Below are 22,224 nucleotides of genomic sequence, written 5' to 3'. Positions count from 1 at the left end.
ATGATCGTCCTTAATTGTTGTTATTCGAGTTAGAAACCCAAGCAGGCTGCTGTTTATTTAAAAAGGCACTCAGACCTTCTTTTGCCTCACTACCTTGACGAACTTGAGCAATATGATGTGCTGTCTGTTGCAGCAAATCATTGCTCATGGTCTGGTTGCTCACCATTTGAATCAGTTGTTTTGAGGCCGCTTGAGCATGCGGGCCACCAAGTAATAGAGCATTAATAATTTCTTGAACTTTTTTATCTAAATCTTCGGCATCTGCAACTTCGTGGGCCAAGCCAATTTGTTTGGCATCACGTGCTGAAATTCGCTCGGCAGTTAAGAAGTAACGAGAGGCTTGTCTTGCACCAATCGCACGAATCACATAGGGACTAATGGTAGAAGGAGCAAGTCCTAAACGAACCTCAGAAGTTGCAAACTTAGCATCAGTACTGGCAATGCAAATATCACATGCCGATGCCAAACCCATGCCGCCACCAAAAGCAATGCCATGCACACGAGCAATAGTCGGTTGTTTAAGTGTTGCAAGTGCATCAAGCATTTGCGCAAGTTTTAATGCATCTGCTTCATTTTCTGCTGAAGATGCCTGACCTGCCTGTTTCATCCAGTTGAGGTCGGCACCTGCCGAAAAGCTTTTACCGCGACCCGCTAAAACCACAACACGAATATCATCACGTGTATTGATTTGCTTAAAGCAAGCTTGTAGCTCTTCAATGACTGTAGTATTAAAAGCATTGTGTAGTTCAGGACGGTTCAGCCAAACATAGGCAACCTGACCTTGTTGTTCGAGTTGTAAAAATTGATAGCTCATATACACCTCTTACATGCGGAACACGCCAAATTTGGTTGGCTGGATTGGAGCATTCATAGCAGCAGCAAGGCTTAAACCAAGTACCTGACGAGTTTGAGCTGGGTCGATTACACCGTCATCCCAAAGGCGGGCAGAAGCATAGTAAGGATGACCTTGACGCTCGTATTGTTCTCGAATTGGTTGTTTAAATTCATCTTCCTGTTGCGCTGACCACTCGGCACCTTTTTGCTCAATCTGATCACGTTTTAAAGTTGACAGCACGCTTGCTGCTTGTTCGCCGCCCATCACAGAAATACGAGAGTTCGGCCAAGTCCATAAAAAGCGTGGTGAATAAGCACGTCCGCACATGCCGTAGTTACCTGCACCAAACGAACCACCAATAATTAGGGTGAGTTTTGGTACATTTGCGGTTGCAACTGCCATAACCAATTTAGCGCCGTTTTTTGCAATCCCTTCATTTTCATACTGGCGACCAACCATAAAGCCCGTAATGTTTTGTAAGAATAACAATGGAATATTGCGCTGTGTGCATAGCTCAATAAAGTGCGCACCTTTTTGTGCAGACTCGGAGAATAAAATCCCGTTATTGGCAATAATGCCGACTGGCATACCATAGAGTGAAGCAAAACCAGTAATCAGTGTTGAACCAAAGCGTGCTTTAAACTCATCAAAACGAGAGCCGTCTACAATACGCGCAATCACTTCGCGAATGTCAAAAGGCTTACGTGCATCACTTGGGACTACGCCGTAGAGTTCAGATGCATCAAATAGTGGCTCATCAACTTGTTTATTTAAGTCGTTTGGCTTCTTGTTTAGGTTAGCAACAATGTTTCGTGCAATCGCAATTGCATGTTCATCATTTTCAGCTAAATGGTCAGCTACACCCGAAAGACGTGTGTGTACATCACCACCGCCTAAGTCTTCACTGCTCACCACTTCGCCAGTCGCAGCTTTTACCAGAGGAGGGCCGCCTAGGAAAATCGTACCTTGATTACGTACAATAATCGTTTCATCAGACATAGCAGGTACATAAGCACCACCTGCGGTACAGCTACCCATCACTACAGCAATTTGGGCAATACCTAGACTCGACATGCGTGCTTGATTGTAGAAAATACGTCCGAAGTGATCACGGTCTGGGAAAACCTCGTCTTGCATTGGTAAATAGGCACCGCCTGAGTCGACCAAATAAATACAAGGCAAGTGATTTTGTTCGGCAATTTCTTGGGCGCGTAAATGCTTTTTGACCGTAAGGGGATAATACGTTCCGCCTTTTACCGTTGCATCGTTGGCAACGATCATGCAAGTTATGCCGTTGACTTGACCAATACCTGCGATTACGCCCGCAGCAGGAACATCATCTTCATAAACGTTGTACGCTGCCAATTGACCAATTTCTAAAAATGCCGTACCAACATCAACCAGTTGATCAATACGTTCACGGGGTAAAAGTTTACCTCGAGCCAAGTGTTTTTGACGGGCATTTTCACCACCGCCTAAAGCAATACGCTGAGCAACTTGTTTTAGATCTGTGACCAATGTTTGCATGGCTTGCTGGTTTGTTTTGAAGTCTTCACTTCGAACATTAATCTTGCTTTGTAATTGGTTCATAAGATGCCTCCTTATTTATAATTATTATTTGGTTTCATTGAAGAGTTCGCGGCCGATCAGCATGCGGCGAATTTCAGAAGTTCCGGCACCAATTTCATAAAGTTTTGCATCGCGCCATAAACGGCCAGCAGGGAATTCATTGATATAACCGTTGCCGCCTAAAGTTTGAATTGCTTCACCAGCCATCCATGTCGCCTTTTCGGCAGAATATAAAATGGCACTTGCAGCATCTTTACGCAAACTACGGTCATGATCAGCTTTGTCACATGCAGCACCAACAGCATAGACGAGGGCTTTACATGCTAACCAAGTTGAATACATATCGGCAAGTTTGCCTTGCATAAGCTGGAACTCACCTAATGCCTGACCAAACTGTTCGCGCTGATGCAAATAAGGAATTACCACATCTAGACAGGCATCCATAATGCCTAAAGGTCCAGCACTTAAAACTGCACGTTCATAGTCCAAACCACTCATCAGTACTTTTGTGCCGTTACCGACACCACCGAGTACATTTTCAGCAGGCACTTCTACATTGTCAAAAAACAGCGGGTAAGTGTTAGAGCCACGCATACCAAGTTTGTCTAAGTGGTTGCCGTGACTGAAGCCTTTCATGTTTTTTTCAACTAGAAAAGCAGTCATACCTTTTGCACCAGCTTTCGGGTCAGTTTTTGCATAAACTACAAGTACATCAGCATCACCGCCGTTGGTGATCCACATTTTTGAACCGTTTAAAACAAAGTGATCACCTTTTTGTTCAGCACGTAATTTCATGCTGACGACATCTGAACCTGCATTTGGTTCAGACATTGCAAGAGCACCAACATATTCACCAGAAATTAATTTCGGTAAATATTTCTGTTTTTGTTGTTCGTTACCGTTACGGTTAATTTGGTTTACACATAAATTAGAATGGGCACCATAAGAAAGACCAATGGCTGCCGAAGCACGAGAAATTTCTTGCATAGCAATAATATGAGCCAGATAACCCATATTGGCACCGCCATATTCTTCAGAAACTGTCATGCCTAAAAGACCCATATCTCCGAATTTTTTCCAGAGATGTGCAGGGAATTTATTGTCTTGATCAACTTGCTGGGCAATTGGTGCAATTTCCTTTGTACAAAATGCGGCCACTGAATCTTGAAGCGCAATTAAAGTTTCATCTAGACCGAAATTCAAGCTGCGTAGGTTCATGATATTTTCATCCTATTGGTTATATTTGTTGTCCATAAAATATTTTGTGGGTATTTGAGATGTACCATACAATGATTTTTTAAAAAAGTGAATACAGATTCATAAAATGATTTACAATTCATTTTATTTGTTAGAGAATAAATTATGAGCTATAAACGATCATCTTTAATGCAAGAGCGGATGGAGCAAAATCGTAAGTCGATTTTGAGTTCAGCCAGAAAGTTAATTTCAGAGGGAGGGTTTAAAGACGCACAAATACAAACCATTGCAGAGCAAGCGGGCGTATCAAGTGGTCTGGTTTATCGCTACTTTGATAATAAGAGCCAAGTGCTTATTGAGGTTTTGTCAGAGGCTATTAATACAGAACTATTGGTGATTGATTCAATTACCGAAAGTGATTTATCGGCAAAGCAGAAATTACACAAGGCTGTGGCAACTTTTGTAAAACGAGCACTCAATAGTCCTCAGCTTGCATATTCACTCATGTTTGAACCTGTCGATTCAACAGTTGAACATGAGCGTTTTCGTGTGAAGCAATTGATTAAACAGAGTATGAAAAAAATACTTGCGGATGGAAATGCAAGTGGTGAGTTTGTCTTGGATGATTTAAACACAGCAGCGCTTTGTGTTGTTGGTGCCATGACTTATGTGGTCGTTGAACCCTTAGACCCAGCTCAAAATACAAAGTTTGATCATGCACACAGAGACTATTTTTCAAAACAGATTGCTGACTTTTGTCTGGATGCTGTGCAGAAGAAATAGGGCATATAAAGGATAGACATTACAAAGTAGGCGGTTTGGAAAAGTAGTTGCAGTAACAACAATTAGATCAGGTATGAAGAGAATTACAAAGAATCAAGGAGAATGATTCAATGCAACAAGAACGGTTAAGTTACGCCTCGGGACCAAGCACACAGCCCTTATTGGGTATGACCATTGGTGAACAATTTGATCAGGCCTGTCGGCAATATGCAGAAAAGGAAGCAATCGTTAGTTTCCACCAAAACAGACGATTAACCTATAAAGCTTTACAAGATGAAGTAAATGCTTTTGCTTGTAGCCTTTTAAAATTGGGATTAAAAAAAGGAGATCGGTTAGCCATCTGGTCGCCTAACTGTGTGGAATGGACGGTAACCCAATTTGCAGCTTTTAAAGCAGGGATTATTTTAGTCAATCTAAATACAGCTTATAAAAGCCATGAACTTGAATATGTGTTGAATAAGGTCTCATGCAAAGGATTGATTATTGCTTCTCAATTCAAAACCACCGATTACCAAGAATTACTCACAAAAATTGCCCCTGAGTTAACCAACAGTCCAGATAAAGTGCTCAGTTCAGTGCGACTGCCACATTTAAAATTTGTGATTAAAATTGATGACCAACAACATACGGGCATTCATCGTTTTAGTGATTTAGTTACTACGCCAACATCAGAACAGCTAGAACAATTAAAACAGTTGACGAAGCAACACCAATTTGATGAAACCATTAATATTCAATTTACCTCAGGTACAACAGGGAACCCAAAAGGGACCATGTTGACCCACCATAATATTTTAAATAATGGTTATTTTGTAGGTGAAGGGATTCGCTTAACCCCTCAAGATAAAGTTTGTATTTCAGTGCCATTGTTTCATTGCTTTGGCATGGTGATGGGGAATTTAGCCTGCGTTACGCATGGGGCAACCATGGTCTATCCATCGGCTGTATTTAATCCTTTAGAAACTTTAAAAGCGATTCATCAAGAACGTTGTACGGCAGCTTATGGCGTGCCAACTATGTTTATTGCCACCTTAGAACATGAACAGTTTAATGAGTTTGATCTATCGAGTTTAAGAACGGGCATCATGGCAGGTAGCCCTTGTCCACGTGAAATTATGCAGCGGGTTATAGACCGCATGCATATGTCTGAAATCACGATTTGTTACGGTATGACTGAAACATCACCAGTAAGTGTACAAAGTTCGGTAAATGATTCGATTGATAAACGAGTAAGTACAGTCGGGCATGTTCACCCGCATGTTGAAATTAAAATTGTCGATTTAGAAGGGCAGATTGTTCCGCAAGGGACTTTAGGTGAGTTATGCGTTCGCGGCTATTCAGTGATGGCTGGTTATTGGGGCGAAGAAGAAAAGACCCGTGAAGTAATTGATTCGGCTGGCTGGATGCATACGGGTGATATTGCAGAAATGGACCAAGACGGTTTTATTAAAATCAAAGGCCGTATTAAAGATGTTGTAATTCGTGGTGGGGAAAATCTCTTTCCAAAAGAAATTGAAGACTTTTTATATACCCATCCTGATGTGAGCGATGTCCAAGTCATTGGCTTGCCAGATGCTAGATATGGCGAAGAACTCTGTGCTTGTATTATTTTGCATGAACATCATCAAATTGATGAAGACCGCATTCGCCAATTCTGCAAAGAGCACATTTCTCATAATAAAGTGCCACGCTATGTCCGATTCTTTAATGAGTTTCCAATGACTGCTTCAGGTAAAGCACAAAAGTTTAAATTGCAGGAAATTATGCGAGCTGAACTTAACTTAACTGGAAATGTCTTTGATTAAAGAAGTCTAAAGCCCGTTCAAAGTGCAGCAAATTATAAATCTAAAGGCAGTTGAAATAGAGGATAAAGCAAAATGGCAAAAGACTTTAATAGCCCAAAAGTAGTCGAAGGATATGACGCACATATTCGTAAATTAATTCCAGGTTATGAAGTGATCCATCAACAGGTGGATGCCATTTTGCAATTGGTGTTGAAACCTCATGCTCATATTTTAATTGTGGGCTGTGGTACGGGTTATGAACTCGAATATTTACTTAAACGGCATCCCGACTGGAAATTTACAGCAGTTGATCCATCTTTGACCATGCTGCAAAAAGCCCAAGAACAGGTTGAACTTTTAGATAAATCTTCACAAGTGACCTTTATTCATGGTGAAACTTCGGCTTTGCCTCTGGAAAATTGCTTTGATGCTGCACTTTCTATACTCGTGGCTCATTTTATTGCAGATGACATAAAACCTGTTTTTTTTAAAGATATTTATGATCGCTTAAAAGAAAAAGCAGTTTTACTTACCTACGATTTAATGACTTGTGTAAACCCACAGCAGCTTCAAGCACTACGTTATTTATGCTTGGCTCAAGGTTTAACGGAAGAGCAATGTCAGAAAATGTTAGAGCGTATGGCACAAGACTTTTTCAGCTTAACTACTGAAGGATATATCAAACTTTTGCAAAAGAGTGGTTTCGAGAGCGTACAGTCTTATGCACAGATTTTGACGTATCAGGGTTTTATAGCAAAAAAATAATGTCAGTAGAGACAAAGGAATGTTGTCTTAACACCTAAATATTCTCAATGAGGAAGAGAATATAAAAAACGAAAAAAATTAGAAGAACTAGCTTTACCTATAACACATTAAAAAGTGGCCTCAATGCTGCTTAAGGGAGGTTTTGTCTAAAAAATATGATGGAAGACTTTCTAGAGGAAGAAAGTCAGATTTCTAAGAACCTGTTTTAGATAGGTACATAACAAAAAGGATGTCGAGATCTTTAAATCTAATTAAAGATCAAAAAAGGAAAGTTTTATGATAAATGCTTTAAATACAACGGTTCAAAAAAGCCTATTGGCTATTTCTGTGACCCTGTTTGTGTCTTCTGCTTTTGCAGGTCAAACAGATCCTGAAATAGAACAACTTCGCCAAGAAGTAAAAGAACTACGGGCTATGCTACAAGCCAACATGCAAGCTCAGAAATCTTTATCGCAACAAAGAGTGGAGCTAGCAACTTCTTCAATGCCCCAAGCTGCTCAGCCTACAAAACAAGTGTTAACTAAGTCTGGTGTAGAATTTAATTTATACGGTTATATACGGGCAGATGCTTCTTATCAAATGAAAGGGGCTTCTACCATGTATAACAATATTAGTGGGGTTCCACTCGAAAATACGCCAGAAGAATCTGCACAAAAAGACCAGTTGCACAGCACCGTTAATGTGACACGTTTCGGGTTGAATTTTAAAACCCCAACGGCTGTGGGTGATGTGGGCGGGAAACTGGAAATGGACTTCTTTGGGGCTGCAACTCGTGATCAGTTCCGTATACGCCATGCTTATTTAACTTTTGATAAATGGCTGATTGGTCAAACATGGTCAACATTTATTGCACCTGAATATTATCCAGAAACGATTGATGCAGGTACATTTGTTGGGGGAGCATTATTAAGATCACCGCTTGTACGCTATAGCGATAACTTAACTGCCAATACGAGTTTTGCAATATCGGTTGAAGACCCGAAATATACTGCGACAACTGACCCTGACAATAAAATGCGCTTACCTGCTTTGGTAGGCCGCTTAAATCATAAATTTGCCAATGGTTCGATGTTATCTGGCCGTAGTTTTGTTGCCGAAAAAAGAACTAATAATGACGAAGAAGTGGCTTGGGGGGTGGGCTTAGGCGGTAAATATCAAATTACACCCGATACATTACTCAAAGCCGATTACTACCATGTCAAAGGAGATGGCCGTTTTCTACTATGGAGTAACAGCGGCTATGCAATAGATGATCAAAACAATATGCATAGCAATGAATTTGACACGGTTTCTTTAGGTATAACACATCAATTTACGCCAAAAATTCGTTCAACCTTAGCTTATGGTTATATGAAAGCCAAAGATGACAAGCGTTTTGCTGAGTTACAACGCAATAGTACCACTCAAAACAAAGAGCTTTGGCAAGGCTGGGTAAATGCACTTTATAACCCTTACAAGCCAATTACCTTGGGCGTTGAATATGTGTATGGCGAACGAGAAACTTTTGATGGACGTAACGGGATTGATAACCGCTTCAATATAATGGCGACTTATGACTTTTAATTTACTCAACAAAACCTTGAATAATCTGTTTTTTCTTTAGGGTGAAATATGTCGTTTTAAAAAATTGAATATGAATTTATCTCACAGAGGAGGTGGGTAAATGACAACTTCTAAATTAAATGTAAATGAAATTATTGATCAGGCCAAGTTTAGATCGTATCACTGGAGTATTTTACTTTGGTGCTTATTAATTATTATTTTTGATGGGTATGATCTGGTTATTTATGGAGTAGTACTGCCTTTGCTGATGCAAGAGTGGTCATTGACGGCTGTGCAGGCGGGAATGTTAGCAAGTACGGCTCTATGTGGAATGATGTTTGGGGCAATGTTCTTTGGAACTTTGGCAGACAAAATAGGCCGTAAAAATGTGATTTTAATTTGTATCACTCTTTTTAGCGGGTTCACTTTTTTAGGCGCTTTTGCATCAAGTCCACTTGAGTTTGGGGTACTTCGGTTCTTGGCGGGACTGGGCATTGGTGGGGTCATGCCAAATCTGGTTGCTTTGACTTCGGAGTACGCACCTAAACGCATACGCAGTACTCTGGTGGGGACCATGTTTAGTGGTTATGCGATTGGTGGGATTCTTTCAGCTTTAATTGGTAGTTATTTGGTTGAAAGTCAGGGGTGGCAAATTATGTTTTTAATTGCCGGTATTCCACTATTTTTATTACCTGTCATTTGGAAGTTTTTACCTGAATCTTTAACCTTCTTGGTTAAAACTGGTAAAACTGAGAAGGCGCAGCGCATTATTCAAAAAATTTCACCTGAACAAACCATAACGATCAATACACAATTAGTGCTTAATGAAGATAATGTTCCAACTGGCAGTTCTGTAAAAGGATTATTTCAACAAGGCCGCGCATTCAATACACTCATGTTCTGGCTCGTGTTTTTTATGTGCTTACTCATGGTGTATGCCTTAAGCAGCTGGTTACCAAAACTCATGCTTGCAGCAGGGTATTCATTGGGTAAAAGTATTTTATTCTTGCTTGCCCTAAATGTTGGTGCAATGATCGGTTCAATTGGCGGTGGTATTTTGTCTGATAAATTCCATTTAAAACCAGTAATTATGGGAATGCTTTTGGCGGGTGTTGTAGCATTAATAGGTTTAGGCTTTAAGTCACCAGCCTATGTTTTATATGGGTTAGTCACTGTTGCAGGCGCTGCAACGATTGGTACCTCAATTCTGCTTTATAGCTACGTTGCACAATATTATCCATTGAGTGTGCGTTCGACTGGAATTGGCTGTGCTTCAGGTGTTGGTCGTATTGGGGCAATTGTTGGTCCAATCTTAACGGGCATGTTATTAGTCTTAGAATTGCCACATAAGATGAATTTCGTGATGATCGCAATCCCTGCAATTTTGGCGCTTTTCGCTGTTATGGTTCTGCGACGACATGCTGTAGAAAAACAAAATATTGCTCCAAAACTCTCTGCTGAACTAGAGGGTGGTTAATACATATTTATACAGGTAGAGAAATCATTCCTACCTGTATCTGGAAATTTTATTTGTTAAGTAACTGATTTAAATGAACCAGATTTGCCATTTGCTGATTACCTTTATCATTTGGATGTAAATGATCTCCAGAATCATAAATCGGGTTCAATCGATCGGGATGTTTTGAATCTTTTAAGCCTTGCTCAAGATCAAGAACCCCATCAAATGTTTTACTCGTTCTCATCCAGTGATTGATTCGCTGACGCAATTCATCTTTATTGGGTTGGTAATAGTTATCTAAAGGTGTATTGGGTAAAGCGCCTGAAAAGGGAAGTAACGTAGCCCCAATCACTTGAATACCTTGCTCATGAGCTTCCTTTACAACACGTTTATAACCCTCAGTTAAGGCTTCAAAAGACGGTATTTGTTGTTTAGGTGCAAAAGCTGTACCGGGCCATGAAATATCGTTAATACCCACCAGCACAATTAAATTTTTAACACCTGAGTATTGAAACACTTCACTTTTTAAGCGTTTTAAAGCACTGTCACCCATACCGTCGTTAAGTAACCGATTTCCTGAAATTCCACTATTAATAACAGCCACGTGATGGGGCGATAAGCGTTTAGCTAAAAAATCAGTCCAGCGAGCATTTGCATCTAGAGTCGCCGTTGCTCCATCGGTAATGGAATCTCCAATAACTGCAACAACATGAGCTTTATGTTTTGGCTTTATTTCTATGGAGGACAATAATAATCGAGCTGTTGTTGCTTGGGCATTTGTAGGAACACTTAAGTTTGCAGTCTGATTACCAGCAATAATCCAACTGGTTTGTTTAGCATCCCAATGGAAGGTTTTAAAGATCGTTGGTTTTTGGATAAAACTATTTACCATCAATTTGCTATGATCTGACACTGAAAGATGAATCGGGTCACTAATCAATTGTTTGCCCGGTAAAATCTGTGCTTTAAGTTTCCCAGAAAAATAAACAGGATAAGCACTCTTAGATTTTAGACTTTTTGAATTCACTAAGCCTACAGTAGTTTTATCAATATAAAGTGGCTGTTCACCATATTGATTTGAGAAAACGAGTCTAACGGCTTCACCACCCAAACTAATTTGACTCACTTGTCTGATCGTTTGGTTAGATATTTGTTCAGGAATATGAGTCGGGAAAACAAAATCTTTATTCCAGACTTTTTGGGGGCTAGCTGCCCAAGTGGTAATCCATTCGCTCTTTTGTACTTCTGCTTGTGCAAAGCTCGTAATTAAAACCAGAGAGAATAGGGCTGATTTATAAAGTTTCATCTCGTGAACTCTTTAAAACGAATTAAAGTTATCTTGAAACAAATTGCTGGCTTGTTATAGCGACATAAGCGGAATAAGATTTGTGAATCAAATTCATAAATAGATTTTGTTATGTCATATTTTGATATTAATCGATCTGGCGAGCTGGCAATTTTTATTCGTGTGGTCGAGTTAGGAAGCTTTTCTGCCGTTGCAAGAGCATGCGACATGACGCCGTCTGCTGTCAGTAAATTAATTGCTCGTTTAGAGAAAAGACTTGGCGTGAGGTTGCTTAACCGTTCAACACGCCAGTTTCAGCTCACCAGTGAAGGATGCCAATTTTATGAGCAAGGTCTTCAAATACTCAGTGAGCTAGACGAGCTTGAACAATCGGTTACTGCAAATCACACACCTAAAGGACGAATAAGAATACATACCAGTTTTTCATATTGGACCCATTTCCTGTTGCCTTGTATTTCTTTATTTAATCAGCGCTATCCACAAGTTGAATTGGAGGCTCATTTGAGTGATGAAGTCATTAATTTAGTCGAACAAAGAATTGATGTTGCAATTCGAACAGGGCCATTAAAAAATTCAAACTTAGTGGCTCGCTCACTCGGCAGTACGCATAAACATTATGTATGTTCACCTGCATATATTACACAGTGCGGTTGTCCTCAGCATCCTGATGAACTTTATGAACATCAACTTTTAGATGTCAGTTATCAGCGCCAGAATAAAACATGGTTGTTTAAAAAAACTGATCAAGAAATCACACTCGTACCTACTCAGGTTTTAAGAGTAAATCATGGAGAAGCGATTTTGCAGTTAGCACTTGCCGATGTTGGCATTGCACAGCTAAATGAATTTCAAATTCGAAAAGCGCTAGAGCAAAAACTATTGGTTAAAATTCTTGAAGACTGGAATATCAATGCTTCTGAAGAATTTCATGCTGTTTGGATAGGACATGACAAATATGTCCCTAAACGCGTAAGGGCATTTTTAGATTTCTTGGTAGAGCAGGCAAAGATTAGTTAATTAAGTTTTTTCTGGCACTTAACTGACATTGGTGCATAGTTTCATTCATCGTTTCCACAAAGTGCATATCCGCATCAATATTTTGTAAGCTTACTTTAGGTAAGTTTTCTACAAATTGTGGCGAATAATGTTCTTCTAAAGTGTTATAAATACAATTACATTGTGAAAGTGCGCGTCCTGCCCAAACACAATGTCTGTTAAATTCATTTTTACTGATAGATCTGCAACCTAGTAAACTTATAGAACTTATTAATAGGATGCACATTAAAACAATACGATATAAAAAAAACATCATAATTGCTCTTAGTTGGTTGTTGTTATCGTTCGATTTGGTATAGAGATGTTCTAATCTTTAATTGGCGTTAAATCTTGAGATTTTTTCCGTATAAAGATAAAAGTTTGGATAGGTGAAAAGATGGCAAGAATTCTTTAAAAGTGTTTTAAGCTGAACGATAAGATAATAAAGATTAAGAAAAATAAAATGAAAGAAAATAATAGTCATTAGAGACTCCTTGATAAAAGAAGTTACGCCCAATCACTGCTATTAATTATGGTGGTGAAACGAAAGAGGGTTAGCAGACTGATACCTAAGAAACCAGCACACCCGAAGGTGTCCCACTCCCGTTCCTCCGTCAAAGGCACGAGGGGCTCCACACCAAAAAACGTGTTTTTAGTGCACTTAGGTAGACGGTCTGCTAAAACCGACTGACAAAATAGGTCAGCGGGAGCATCATAAGCTGAGTGTTAAAGCCGGTCAATTGCAAAAATAAAAGATTGGTTTATATAAACAAATATTAATATTTTTAAATTTTGATTAATAAAATAACTGATTATTTGGTATTTAAAGGTTTGATTAATTATTATACCTAATCTTTATAATTGAGTTTTAATGTTTATATATCAAATATTTATTAATTGTTAATTTATATATTGTTTACAATCATTGACTTAATAAGAAACAAACTTGGAAAGGGTGAACATTTTTACTTTCATGAATATGACAATCTGAAATAATTAGCTAATGCCAAAATTTAATTAAAATATCAATTGCAAGAATGATATTTTTTGATCATTTATTTAATTTTAATTTTGATTTTTACAAAAGCTTGCATAATCTACAAAAGTTAAGAGAACCACAGCGGTAGGCCAACAGAAGATAATGTTATTCATAAACCTACATCTTAAAATTAATCAGGGTGATCTTAATGTTAAGAGTTTTTTGTGCAGTTAGCATGGTCGTTACAATTGCTATGGGTATGAGTGCTTGCCAAGATCGAGATTCAAGAGATCAAGGAACGCATGGTGCAAACGATCCAACCACTCCTCACCAAATGGATAAAAACTCATAATTATTTCATCTAAGGAAGCTCACTTTTAGGTGGGTTTTCTTATCGTTATTTTCTATAAAATATGTAACATAATAAAAAAGATAATTATATGAAAATATAAAATTAATCAATAAATTAGTGAGTTATAGTCTTTCTATAAATTTGTTGTTAATAAATTGTTGCTATAGAGATTTATCGTTTCAAAAAATTAATAAAATAAACACAATAAATTACTTATATTCATCCAAAATTCATTTTAGTGATGACAGTTTTATAAAGGTAAGGATATGCCCCAGTACTTAAGAATAGCTGAGAAAATATATCAAAATGTTAAAGAAAAAAAAGGCTTTACAGATGAGCCTATGGAAGATCTCAACAATTTGATGATTGAACTCAGACATGAGCTTAAGGGGACAAAGCTTAAGCTTTTATACAATTATATTGATTTTGCTGAATTACTGATTAAACCTCTACAAGAATCTAAAATTAAATTGGATTTAAGTATTATTCCGAAAAGTAGAAATACTCAAGAATTTGTATTATGGCTTGCAGGTTTTATTGAGCGTATTACCACAGGTGGACAAGAAAAGTTACCGCCAATTCAAGCTAAGGTTGCTTTACCTACCTATGCTTATGAAGACACTTATTCTTCTTCAGAAAATCCTCTAAATAATGGAGAGGAAATTATTGAATATTTTAAGAAAAAGGAAAGTTAAATAGAGACATATAAAAAGAGCTTATTTCCGAGGGCCAATCGCAAATAAGCTCATAGTTTTGGGCTAATAGAAAATTTTATAAAAAGAAATTATCTTCCATTCCATGCATCTTTAATCGCTTGTTTAGCATGTTCCCATTTTAAGCGAGATTCAGCTTTAAGTTCTTGCCACTTTTGTTCCAAACCACCTTCGACATCTTCAAACTGAGTGCCTTGTTCCGATTCAGCACGTGCACGATGACCTAATTCATAGGCTGTCGAAAAGTCTCGGTCATAATCGAGATCGGGAGTAGTAAGCTGAGCTTCTTGATAATAAGGACGAGTAAGGTAACTTTCGCGCCAATAAGTGTCAGAATAATTATGGTCGCCGGCTGGCAGTCGTGCGTGATCGCTATTTTGATCTGTCATCAGTTTTTCCTCATCTATTATTAAATTTTATGCTTATGATACATTTAGGAAGGTGAGGGCACCTTCCTAAATAAAATGAATGACCGCATCAAATGACATTTAAGTCAGCATCGGATTAGCGTTGCTGATTATTGTTATTTGAGTTTTGTTGGCCTGAATCTTTTTGATTCGAGCCTTGTTGTGGGCGGCGATTGTCATTTTGCTGTTGTTGCTGTTGATCTTTTTGCTGTTGGTTGCCGTTTGGCTGCTGCTGGTTGTTACGATTGTCATTTTGCTGTTGTTGATTATCGCGTTGATTGCTTTGATTATTAGTAGTGCTCATCTTTAATTACCTCATATCATTTATGATGTGTGTTTTATCTGAGAGCTTCAGATAGGTTTATTAAAACATGAAATTTTTTAATGTGTAGTCTTGGGGTGTTACCCTATATTTAACTGTAACTATGAAAAATAAATAAAACCTTGATTTCTATAAAGTGTAATTTTTATCAACAAACATAATTAATATGAAGATAGATAAAATTACATTTGAGCAAAATGGTGTTAAATAAATGCAATGGTCATTTCTAAATGTGTATATGTTATCTTTTATTAAAATGAATTTATTTTTTATTATCTAATATTATGTATTCTATATCTTGAGAAATGCAATAAATAAGTTGTCTAATTTTAAGACATGGTAGGCCTTTAAATAGTCGTCTAAAGTTATAAAAATTATTTTTATAATAAATAGAATAAAAAAAGGTGCCTACAGGCTTTTCTTTAGTCTCAGAACCTCCTTTTTTTAAGAGGCCTGTGCAGGCAATATAAAGATCGGCATGCAGGAGTTCTTTGCCTTTTTTGATCATTTCCACAGTGACTTCCATCGACTCAGGTGTATATTTTTGAATAAGTTCAGGTGAGAGATGAAGTGTATTTTCTTTGACACGTAAGTCATAGCTGACTAAGCTTCCAATAAGAATATCACCTGAGTAGGGACTTAAAGAGAAGCGATAAGCTAAATAGCCCGCCGAAGCACTTTCAAAAAGTGCAATTTTAATTTTTTCTTGTGCGAGTAATTTGCAACATGAATTAAACATTGGGTTTCTCCTTAAAACTTTTTTAATTTAGTTATAAGATTATTTTTAATTTATTTTTGTTAAGTTTTTAAACTTTATGATTTTTAAAGTAACTTAAATGTAATTAAAATTTATTGTTTATATATTTTTTATAAAAAACAGATTTTTAAATAATTCTAAAGGTGAGAATGTAATTTTGTGTTATTTTTTATCTAATTGAAATTTAATGATTTTAAAAATATAGGTTATTTCTTGATAACGTAATATAACAAAGATAGGCTGGGATTATAGTTTAGCTGAAGTATGGTAATTTATATCTCACTAAAGGAGAGTGGAAATGCCTGTTGTAGTGAAAGAAAGATTATTAGACTTATTACAAGATAATCAACAAAACTATTATGAATTATTTATTTTTTTCCTCGATCCTGATATTTCTAGTTTTGAAAAAAAAAAGAAAGCAAGAGATTTTCTTAATAAAGAAATTGATAAAATAGATCAAAAGGAAATTGATTTTCCTGCAACTATAAATATGGTTAAAGAATGGTGTGAAAACGAGAATAAAGAAAATTGTGAATTATTTCAGACTTATCTAAACCGTAGACAAAACGGGGGTGAGAGAGAGTATTTTAAGAATGTTGGTCAGGCATTCGAATTTTTAATTAAGGTTTCCCCAACTAAAAAAGTAGATGGTGCATGGCTATATAGTTCAGTTCACTACTGGAATGATCCGGTTTTTCATGACCTCATTATTACCTATCTAGAAGAGCTGGGACTAGGTGAGCCGAAAGCAAACCATGTCTGTATCTATGATGACTTGCTACGTAGTCTTGGACTCGATAGTTTTGATCTACTATTAGAAGATGAATATTATCATAATGCCGTGATTCAGCTGGCGCTTGGTTATGCTTCATCTGAGTTTATTCCTGAAATTGTCGGCTTTAATTTAGGTTATGAGCAACTGCCACTGCATCTACTCATTAGCAATTATGAACTTGCTGAACTGGGTATTGATTCTAAATATTTTAATTTACACATCACTATCGATAACATTGATAACGGGCATGCAGATAAAGCAATTAAAGTTATAAAAAATATTTACGATAAATATAGAGATAAAGAACTTTTCTTTAATAAATTGAAGTGCGGTTTTGCGCTTAATGGCCATGGTATTTCGTCTTCAAAAATTATTAAAAATTTAAATCTTGATGATTTAGTCCTTAAAATTTTAAAAAGAAAAGCGCTCGTGGGGCAGCTCATTCATAACGAAAAGAGACAGTTTGGATGTAAAACGATTAACCAATGGTTATCAAATCCAGAAGACGTTAAAGGGCTGGTTACACATCTCATTGATCACAAGTGGATTAAATTTAATACCGACCCTGAACAGAGCGTGTTCTGGCGAATGATTAATGAAGAAAATGGAAAAATGTTTGGGGTATTTAACCCTGTAGAACGTCAAATTATTCATGACTGGATTGCTGGTAGTGATTATTCCTCTAACTTCTTGGCTTACAGCAGGGAATTAAAGAATAGACAGCGCATTCAAGATTATCTCTTTAGCTATATTTCCGATGATGAACTGGATGCACTCCAAGAGCGTGTTCAGAAATCACATGATCTTGCCATAAAAATATGCAAGCTGACTCCGTTTTTGGCACCAGACTCACACCATAAAAGCATTGGACTTTGGAGCACACGTAAATATGTTGAAATGCTTTTTCCATATTTAAGTTCCTTTAACAAAAACTAATTCTTGAAGTTTTTTAACTCACCCCACGTTTAACTTTAAAAACATAGGTAATGAACATGACTGATAATGTTAAATCAACAAATAAAACAAGTGAAATGGCTGGTGCTGACGCTGCAAATAAAGCCAATACTACCCAGAAAACTGAACAATTAGACTCAGTCAGAGACGATGCGACCAATGAAGCCTTAACCACAAACCAAGGCGTTAAAATAGCAGATAACGAGAATAGCTTAAGAGCGGGCATTCGTGGTTCGACGCTATTAGAAGATTTTATTTTAAGAGAAAAAATTACTCATTTTGACCATGAGCGTATTCCCGAGCGTATTGTGCATGCACGCGGTGTAGGTGCCCATGGTTACTTTCAGGCTTATGAAGGAAATGAGCGTTTAACAAAAGCGGGATTTTTAACTGATCCAAGCATTCAAACACCAATTTTTGTACGTTTCTCGACTGTGCAAGGACCACGTGGCTCTGCTGACACCGTTCGTGATATTCGTGGTTTTGCGATTAAATTTTATACCCAAGAAGGCAATTTCGATTTAGTCGGCAACAATGCACCAGTTTTTTTTGTGCAAGATGGTATTAAATTTCCAGACTTCGTTCATGCAGTAAAACCTGAACCGCATACTGAAATACCAACTGGTGCAAGTGCCCATGATACTTTCTGGGATTTTGTGTCACTCGTACCTGAGTCAGCACACGCGGTGATTTGGGCAATGTCTGACCGCGCTATTCCACGTAATCTTCGCTCTATTCAAGGCTTTGGTGTTCATACATTCCGTCTGATTAATGCCCAAGGTAAATCACATTTTGTGAAATTCCACTGGACGCCTAAACAAGGTTTAAGTGCTTTAGTTTGGGATGAGGCCCAAAAGCTTGCAGGTAAAGATCCAGATTTCCACCGTCGAGATCTTTATGAAGCGATTGAAAATGGGGTTTATCCTGAATGGGAGTTGGGTGTACAAATTGTCGAAGAAGAAGATGAAATGAACTTTGACTTCGATTTATTAGATCCAACAAAAATGATTCCTGAAGAGTTGGTTCCCGTGACGCCAATTGGTCGATTTGTTTTAAATAGAAATGTAGATAATTTCTTTGCAGAAACAGAGCAGGTGGCTTTCTGTCCGGGACACATTGTGCCAGGAATTGATTTTACAAATGACCCACTTCTACAAGCACGCCTATTTTCCTACACCGATACGCAATTAAGTCGTTTGGGTGGACCGAACTTCCATCAAATTCCGATCAATAAACCGGTATGCCCATTCCATAACAATCAACGTGATGGTATCCACCAGCATACAATTCACAAAGGACAGGCTTCATATCAACCAAACTCAATTGATAATGATTGGCCAGCAGAAACGCCACCCGCTGCTTCAAATGGTGGCTTTGAAAGCTATCCTGAACAGATTAGCGGACATAAACTTCGTAAAAGAAGTGAAACCTTTTCCGATCATTTTTCACAACCGCGCCTTTACTACAAGAGCCTTGCGCCTCATGAGCAAAAGCATGTGGTCGATGCCTATACTTTTGAATTAAGTAAAGTGCAAAGAAAACACATCCGTGAGCGCCAAGTTCAACAAATTTTAGCAAATATTGATCTCGACTTAGCTCGACAAGTAGGCGCTAATTTAGGAATAGAAGTTCCTGATTTGACGTTAGATTATAAAAAAATCGCAGTTGAAAAATCGGATAAATTATCTTTGTTGGCTTTCCCACCCGAAGATATTCAAGGCCGAAAAGTTGCTGTGCTTATTCATAACCTTGTGAAGTCAGATACACTTGAAGCTATTAAAAATTGGGCGATTAAAGAAGGTGTGGTTGTTCATTTACTAGCGCCGAGCTTGGCTCCAATAAAAGACCATAAAGACAAAATTATTACGGCTGATGGTATGCAAATGGCTGAACCTTCAATTGCTTATGATGCGGTGATCATTCCTGATGGCGATAATTTAAATGCCGTGCTGCAAGATGGCGTAGCGCGCCACTATGTACTCGAAGCTTATAAGCATTTAAAACCAATTGCATTTTTAGGTAATAAATCTGACTTACTTGAAACGCTAGGTTTAGTTGCTGATGAAGGTACTTTAGTTGAAGATGAATTCCAGCCTATTGCTGAAAAATTCAAGAACCTGATTATGGCTCATCGTGTTTGGTCACGAGAGCAAATAGCTGCTCAGGTGCCAGCCTAACAAACAAAAAACGAAGGAGGCTTTTGCCTCCTTCGTTTTTTAATTTATTTACTTTACTGTGGGAGCAGTTGCAGTCCTTTTACAATATCAATGTACTCAGAACCGTTTAACCAAAAAGATTTTTTTAAAAACAGCGTCGTCATAATACTTTCAGCCGCTTCACTCTCTGGATTTTCACAGAATAATCCGTAGCTTTCACCCAAAACCGCATCATTTTCAATCAGGCGAATATAGTAGGCATGTTGCTCATTTGCATAACCTAAAACAGCATCACGTTGATTTTTCATTTCGCATGTCTCCATACCAAAAAACTGAATTTAACCAGAATGTTAAATGCTCAGAATCTCATTTGATAAAAATCATAAAACCGTCAGTCATAAAGACTATTTCTAATCAGGTCTTGATGTTCTTCAAATTACCATTTTAGTTTAAACATCCCTGTTAAAAGCAAAATGGATTAAAATCTGATCATGGGATTTATTGTTATGCAAAAAAAATATTTCGTCAACTTGAAAATGTAACTTTTTCAAGTTATATTTTCTGTGTAGGATTTGAACAGTGAAATGGAGGCAATATGCCAAAGAAAAAAGAGTTCGAGCATGGCGGTGTAAGAGAAAATGCCGGACGCAAAGCACAGTTCAATGAACCCACAAAAGTGATTCGTGTTCCCGAGTCTCAAGTTAACTTTATCAAAAATTGGTTACTGAATAATGTCAAAACCAATAACTTGACCGATTTTAACTCAAAACTTAATGTTCAACAGGTCCACCCGAATAACGATAAAATTTACCATATTCCTTTGGCAACTGAACGTGTTGCTGCTGGTTTTCCTTCACCAGCACAAGATGATATTGAGCAAGCACTCGATTTAAATGAATATTTAATTAGAAATGAAAATGCTACTTTCATTGTCAAAGCCAATTCTTTATCCATGTTAGACGCTGGAATTGATATTAATGATCCGCTTATTGTAGATCGTAGTATTGCTGCTAAATCGGGTGATATTGTGATTGCACTCATCGACAATGATTTTACTGTTAAGCGCTTAATGATTGATACTCAATTTCAGCCAGCTAAAGTTTGGTTAAAAGCAGAAAATCCGGATTACCAAAATATTTATATTGAAGAGGGGCAAGAACTGGTTATTTGGGGAGTGGTGACTTATAACCTCAAACGGATGAGATAAATTTTCTTGCATTCGTTATATGAGTTACTGACCTGAAATGGAGGCCAGTAACTTTTTGCTAAATGTTTTTTAAATTTGCCTAATCAATAAACACGTTGCGATAACGACCATCAAACCACCCGAAAAACGGCCGACTAATTGAGCTGCTTGTGGTCTGGTTTTCAAAATAGCCTCTGAACCATAACCCACCATTAAGTAAATAATCGCGCAGCTAATCATGTGAACAACACCAAAGGCAAGAATTTGTGTTGTCACAGACCATGAAGCAGTAGTGTCAATAAATTGAGGAAGCAGCGCTAAAAAGAGTAAAAAAACTTTCGGGTTTAATCCACTCACGTAAACACCTTTGGTTACCCAGCTCAACCATGACTGAGCTTTTTCAGATTCGGACTGATTTGGGGTAGGTGGGGTAATGAGTAAATTTATTCCCATCCATAACAAATAAGCAGAACCTGCAATGGTTAGGATCATGAGTGCAGTCGGGTTATTTGCTACAAGTAAGCCAACGCCCGCTGCTACCAATAAAATCGTAATAAAGTGCCCAAATAGCATACCTGTGACAGCGGGTACGACGACTTTGCCTTTAATCCCTGCTGAAATGGCATAGGCCCAGTCTGCCCCTGGAGTAATAATAAAAAGAATGGAGACACTCCAAAATGCAATAAAAATGTTAAAAGCCATATGCTTATCTCGGCAAACTATTTTCCAAAGGTTTCGCTCGTGGGTTAGCAAAAAAAACTATTAATTCGAGCTTGTTGAAAATAATATGCTCATGTATTTAGAATGTGCTTTTAAATGTTTGCTCATATCACACTCATTTGGGGTAAATTTTTCTAAATGGATCGCATAGATAAAAAGATTCTTGCTGAATTGCAATTAAATGGCCGATTATCTATTACTGAATTGGCAGAAAAAGTAGGCTTGAGCATTTCACCTTGTCATAGACGAGTGAAGGCTTTAGAAGAATCGGGAGCCATCAAAGGCTATCGGGCAGAACTCGACCCCAATTTAGTCGGATTTGAATTTTCAGCGATTGTTTTTATTACGCTTAAAGAAGGTGATAAACAGGCAGTCGAGAAGTTTGAAAATGCCGTGATAGACATCCCACAAATTATTCAGGCCCAGCGTTTGTTTGGTGAGCCAGATTATTTATTACATGTGGTCGCTAAAGATTTACCGGCTTTTCAGCGTTTGTATGATGAAAAATTATCTGCTATTCCGAGTGTGCAACGGCTCATCTCAACCATTGTGATGAAAGACGTAGTACCTGAACGTTTGTTCCCAATCGGCTAAAAATCATCAGATATAAAAAAAAGAAGCTTTAAAG

At 37.7% G+C, this 22,224-nt stretch carries 22 protein-coding genes; 12 read left to right on the top strand and 10 right to left on the bottom strand.

Features of this window, described 5'->3' with window-relative positions; genetic code table 11:
* Positions 1–10: 10 nt before the first annotated feature.
* The 3 genes from MMY79_RS11895 to MMY79_RS11885 are packed head-to-tail and all read right to left on the bottom strand — an operon-like array spanning position 11 to position 3,622.
* Positions 11–814: an enoyl-CoA hydratase/isomerase family protein gene (locus MMY79_RS11895; protein WP_252608735.1), complete on the bottom strand. Its 804-nt coding sequence runs from the start codon at positions 812–814 to the stop codon at positions 11–13.
* A 9-nt stretch (positions 815–823) separates the two neighbouring features.
* Positions 824–2,425: a carboxyl transferase domain-containing protein gene (locus MMY79_RS11890; RefSeq protein WP_231763633.1), complete on the bottom strand. Its 1,602-nt coding sequence runs from the start codon at positions 2,423–2,425 to the stop codon at positions 824–826.
* A 24-nt stretch (positions 2,426–2,449) separates the two neighbouring features.
* The gene (locus MMY79_RS11885; RefSeq protein WP_252608733.1) at positions 2,450–3,622 is read right to left on the bottom strand and encodes an isovaleryl-CoA dehydrogenase; all 1,173 of its coding nucleotides are present in this window, start codon (positions 3,620–3,622) and stop codon (positions 2,450–2,452) included.
* A gap of 144 nt (positions 3,623–3,766) precedes the next feature.
* On the opposite strand from MMY79_RS11885, the gene MMY79_RS11880 reads away from it, so the two are divergent.
* From MMY79_RS11880 to MMY79_RS11860, 5 genes are all read left to right on the top strand, one after another.
* A complete protein-coding gene (locus MMY79_RS11880; protein ID WP_252608731.1) occupies positions 3,767–4,384 on the top strand; it encodes a TetR/AcrR family transcriptional regulator in 618 nt (205 codons plus the stop codon).
* 110 nt (positions 4,385–4,494) lie between these two features.
* Positions 4,495–6,189, top strand: a complete 1,695-nt coding sequence (locus tag MMY79_RS11875; protein WP_252608729.1) for an AMP-binding protein — start codon at positions 4,495–4,497, stop codon at positions 6,187–6,189.
* A gap of 72 nt (positions 6,190–6,261) precedes the next feature.
* Positions 6,262–6,933, top strand: coding sequence for a class I SAM-dependent methyltransferase (locus tag MMY79_RS11870; protein WP_252608727.1), 672 nt, complete (start codon positions 6,262–6,264; stop codon positions 6,931–6,933).
* Between the two features lie 279 nt (positions 6,934–7,212).
* Positions 7,213–8,496 (top strand): DcaP family trimeric outer membrane transporter, encoded by a 1,284-nt coding sequence (locus tag MMY79_RS11865; RefSeq protein ID WP_252613518.1) that lies wholly within the window; start codon positions 7,213–7,215, stop codon positions 8,494–8,496.
* Positions 8,497–8,596: 100 nt separating this feature from the next.
* Positions 8,597–9,952, top strand: a complete 1,356-nt coding sequence (locus tag MMY79_RS11860) for an MFS transporter (protein ID WP_252608725.1) — start codon at positions 8,597–8,599, stop codon at positions 9,950–9,952.
* A 49-nt stretch (positions 9,953–10,001) separates the two neighbouring features.
* Here MMY79_RS11860 and MMY79_RS11855 read toward each other — a convergent pair whose 3' ends face one another.
* Entirely contained in the window at positions 10,002–11,240 is a 1,239-nt protein-coding gene (locus MMY79_RS11855; RefSeq protein ID WP_252608723.1) for an SGNH/GDSL hydrolase family protein, read from the bottom strand.
* A gap of 111 nt (positions 11,241–11,351) precedes the next feature.
* On the opposite strand from MMY79_RS11855, the gene MMY79_RS11850 reads away from it, so the two are divergent.
* Positions 11,352–12,257: a LysR family transcriptional regulator gene (locus tag MMY79_RS11850; protein ID WP_252608720.1), complete on the top strand. Its 906-nt coding sequence runs from the start codon at positions 11,352–11,354 to the stop codon at positions 12,255–12,257.
* On the opposite strand, the gene MMY79_RS11845 is transcribed toward MMY79_RS11850, so the two are convergent.
* Positions 12,250–12,552, bottom strand: coding sequence for a hypothetical protein (locus MMY79_RS11845; protein WP_252608717.1), 303 nt, complete (start codon positions 12,550–12,552; stop codon positions 12,250–12,252). The genes MMY79_RS11850 and MMY79_RS11845 overlap by 8 nt on opposite strands.
* 910 nt (positions 12,553–13,462) lie before the next feature.
* Here MMY79_RS11845 and MMY79_RS11840 point away from each other — a divergent pair.
* Both MMY79_RS11840 and MMY79_RS11835 read left to right on the top strand, forming a co-directional pair.
* Positions 13,463–13,606, top strand: a complete 144-nt coding sequence (locus MMY79_RS11840) for a hypothetical protein (RefSeq protein ID WP_252608714.1) — start codon at positions 13,463–13,465, stop codon at positions 13,604–13,606.
* A 266-nt stretch (positions 13,607–13,872) separates the two neighbouring features.
* Positions 13,873–14,301 carry a hypothetical protein gene (locus MMY79_RS11835; protein ID WP_252608710.1) on the top strand — a complete coding sequence of 143 codons (429 nt, stop codon included), beginning with the start codon at positions 13,873–13,875 and terminating at the stop codon, positions 14,299–14,301.
* Positions 14,302–14,390: 89 nt separating this feature from the next.
* On the opposite strand, the gene MMY79_RS11830 is transcribed toward MMY79_RS11835, so the two are convergent.
* The 3 genes from MMY79_RS11830 to MMY79_RS11820 form a co-directional block, all read right to left on the bottom strand.
* Positions 14,391–14,708 carry a hypothetical protein gene (locus tag MMY79_RS11830; RefSeq protein ID WP_252608707.1) on the bottom strand — a complete coding sequence of 106 codons (318 nt, stop codon included), beginning with the start codon at positions 14,706–14,708 and terminating at the stop codon, positions 14,391–14,393.
* 115 nt (positions 14,709–14,823) lie between these two features.
* Positions 14,824–15,030 (bottom strand): hypothetical protein, encoded by a 207-nt coding sequence (locus MMY79_RS11825; protein WP_252608703.1) that lies wholly within the window; start codon positions 15,028–15,030, stop codon positions 14,824–14,826.
* A gap of 280 nt (positions 15,031–15,310) precedes the next feature.
* Positions 15,311–15,787 carry a CinA family protein gene (locus tag MMY79_RS11820; RefSeq protein WP_252608700.1) on the bottom strand — a complete coding sequence of 159 codons (477 nt, stop codon included), beginning with the start codon at positions 15,785–15,787 and terminating at the stop codon, positions 15,311–15,313.
* 316 nt (positions 15,788–16,103) lie between these two features.
* On the opposite strand from MMY79_RS11820, the gene MMY79_RS11815 reads away from it, so the two are divergent.
* Both MMY79_RS11815 and katE read left to right on the top strand, forming a co-directional pair.
* Positions 16,104–17,516 carry an iron-containing redox enzyme family protein gene (locus MMY79_RS11815; RefSeq protein WP_252608696.1) on the top strand — a complete coding sequence of 471 codons (1,413 nt, stop codon included), beginning with the start codon at positions 16,104–16,106 and terminating at the stop codon, positions 17,514–17,516.
* A gap of 50 nt (positions 17,517–17,566) precedes the next feature.
* Positions 17,567–19,711, top strand: a complete 2,145-nt coding sequence (katE, locus tag MMY79_RS11810; RefSeq protein ID WP_252608693.1) for a catalase HPII — start codon at positions 17,567–17,569, stop codon at positions 19,709–19,711.
* 53 nt (positions 19,712–19,764) lie between these two features.
* Here katE and MMY79_RS11805 read toward each other — a convergent pair whose 3' ends face one another.
* The gene (locus MMY79_RS11805) at positions 19,765–19,998 is read right to left on the bottom strand and encodes a hypothetical protein (protein ID WP_009388226.1); all 234 of its coding nucleotides are present in this window, start codon (positions 19,996–19,998) and stop codon (positions 19,765–19,767) included.
* Between the two features lie 287 nt (positions 19,999–20,285).
* Here MMY79_RS11805 and umuD point away from each other — a divergent pair, with 287 nt between their 5' ends.
* Positions 20,286–20,897, top strand: a complete 612-nt coding sequence (gene umuD / locus MMY79_RS11800) for a translesion error-prone DNA polymerase V autoproteolytic subunit (protein ID WP_252608690.1) — start codon at positions 20,286–20,288, stop codon at positions 20,895–20,897.
* 69 nt (positions 20,898–20,966) lie between these two features.
* Here the strand turns inward: umuD and MMY79_RS11795 are convergent, their stop codons facing one another.
* Positions 20,967–21,578, bottom strand: coding sequence for a LysE family translocator (locus tag MMY79_RS11795; RefSeq protein ID WP_252608687.1), 612 nt, complete (start codon positions 21,576–21,578; stop codon positions 20,967–20,969).
* Between the two features lie 156 nt (positions 21,579–21,734).
* On the opposite strand from MMY79_RS11795, the gene MMY79_RS11790 reads away from it, so the two are divergent.
* Positions 21,735–22,190: an Lrp/AsnC family transcriptional regulator gene (locus MMY79_RS11790; RefSeq protein ID WP_062849796.1), complete on the top strand. Its 456-nt coding sequence runs from the start codon at positions 21,735–21,737 to the stop codon at positions 22,188–22,190.
* The last annotated feature ends 34 nt before the right edge of the window (positions 22,191–22,224 follow it).

This window comes from Acinetobacter sp. XS-4, from assembly GCF_023920705.1.
GTDB lineage: Bacteria > Pseudomonadota > Gammaproteobacteria > Pseudomonadales > Moraxellaceae > Acinetobacter.
Note: the sequence above shows the minus strand (reverse complement) of the source record. Positions and strands in the feature narration are given on the sequence as shown.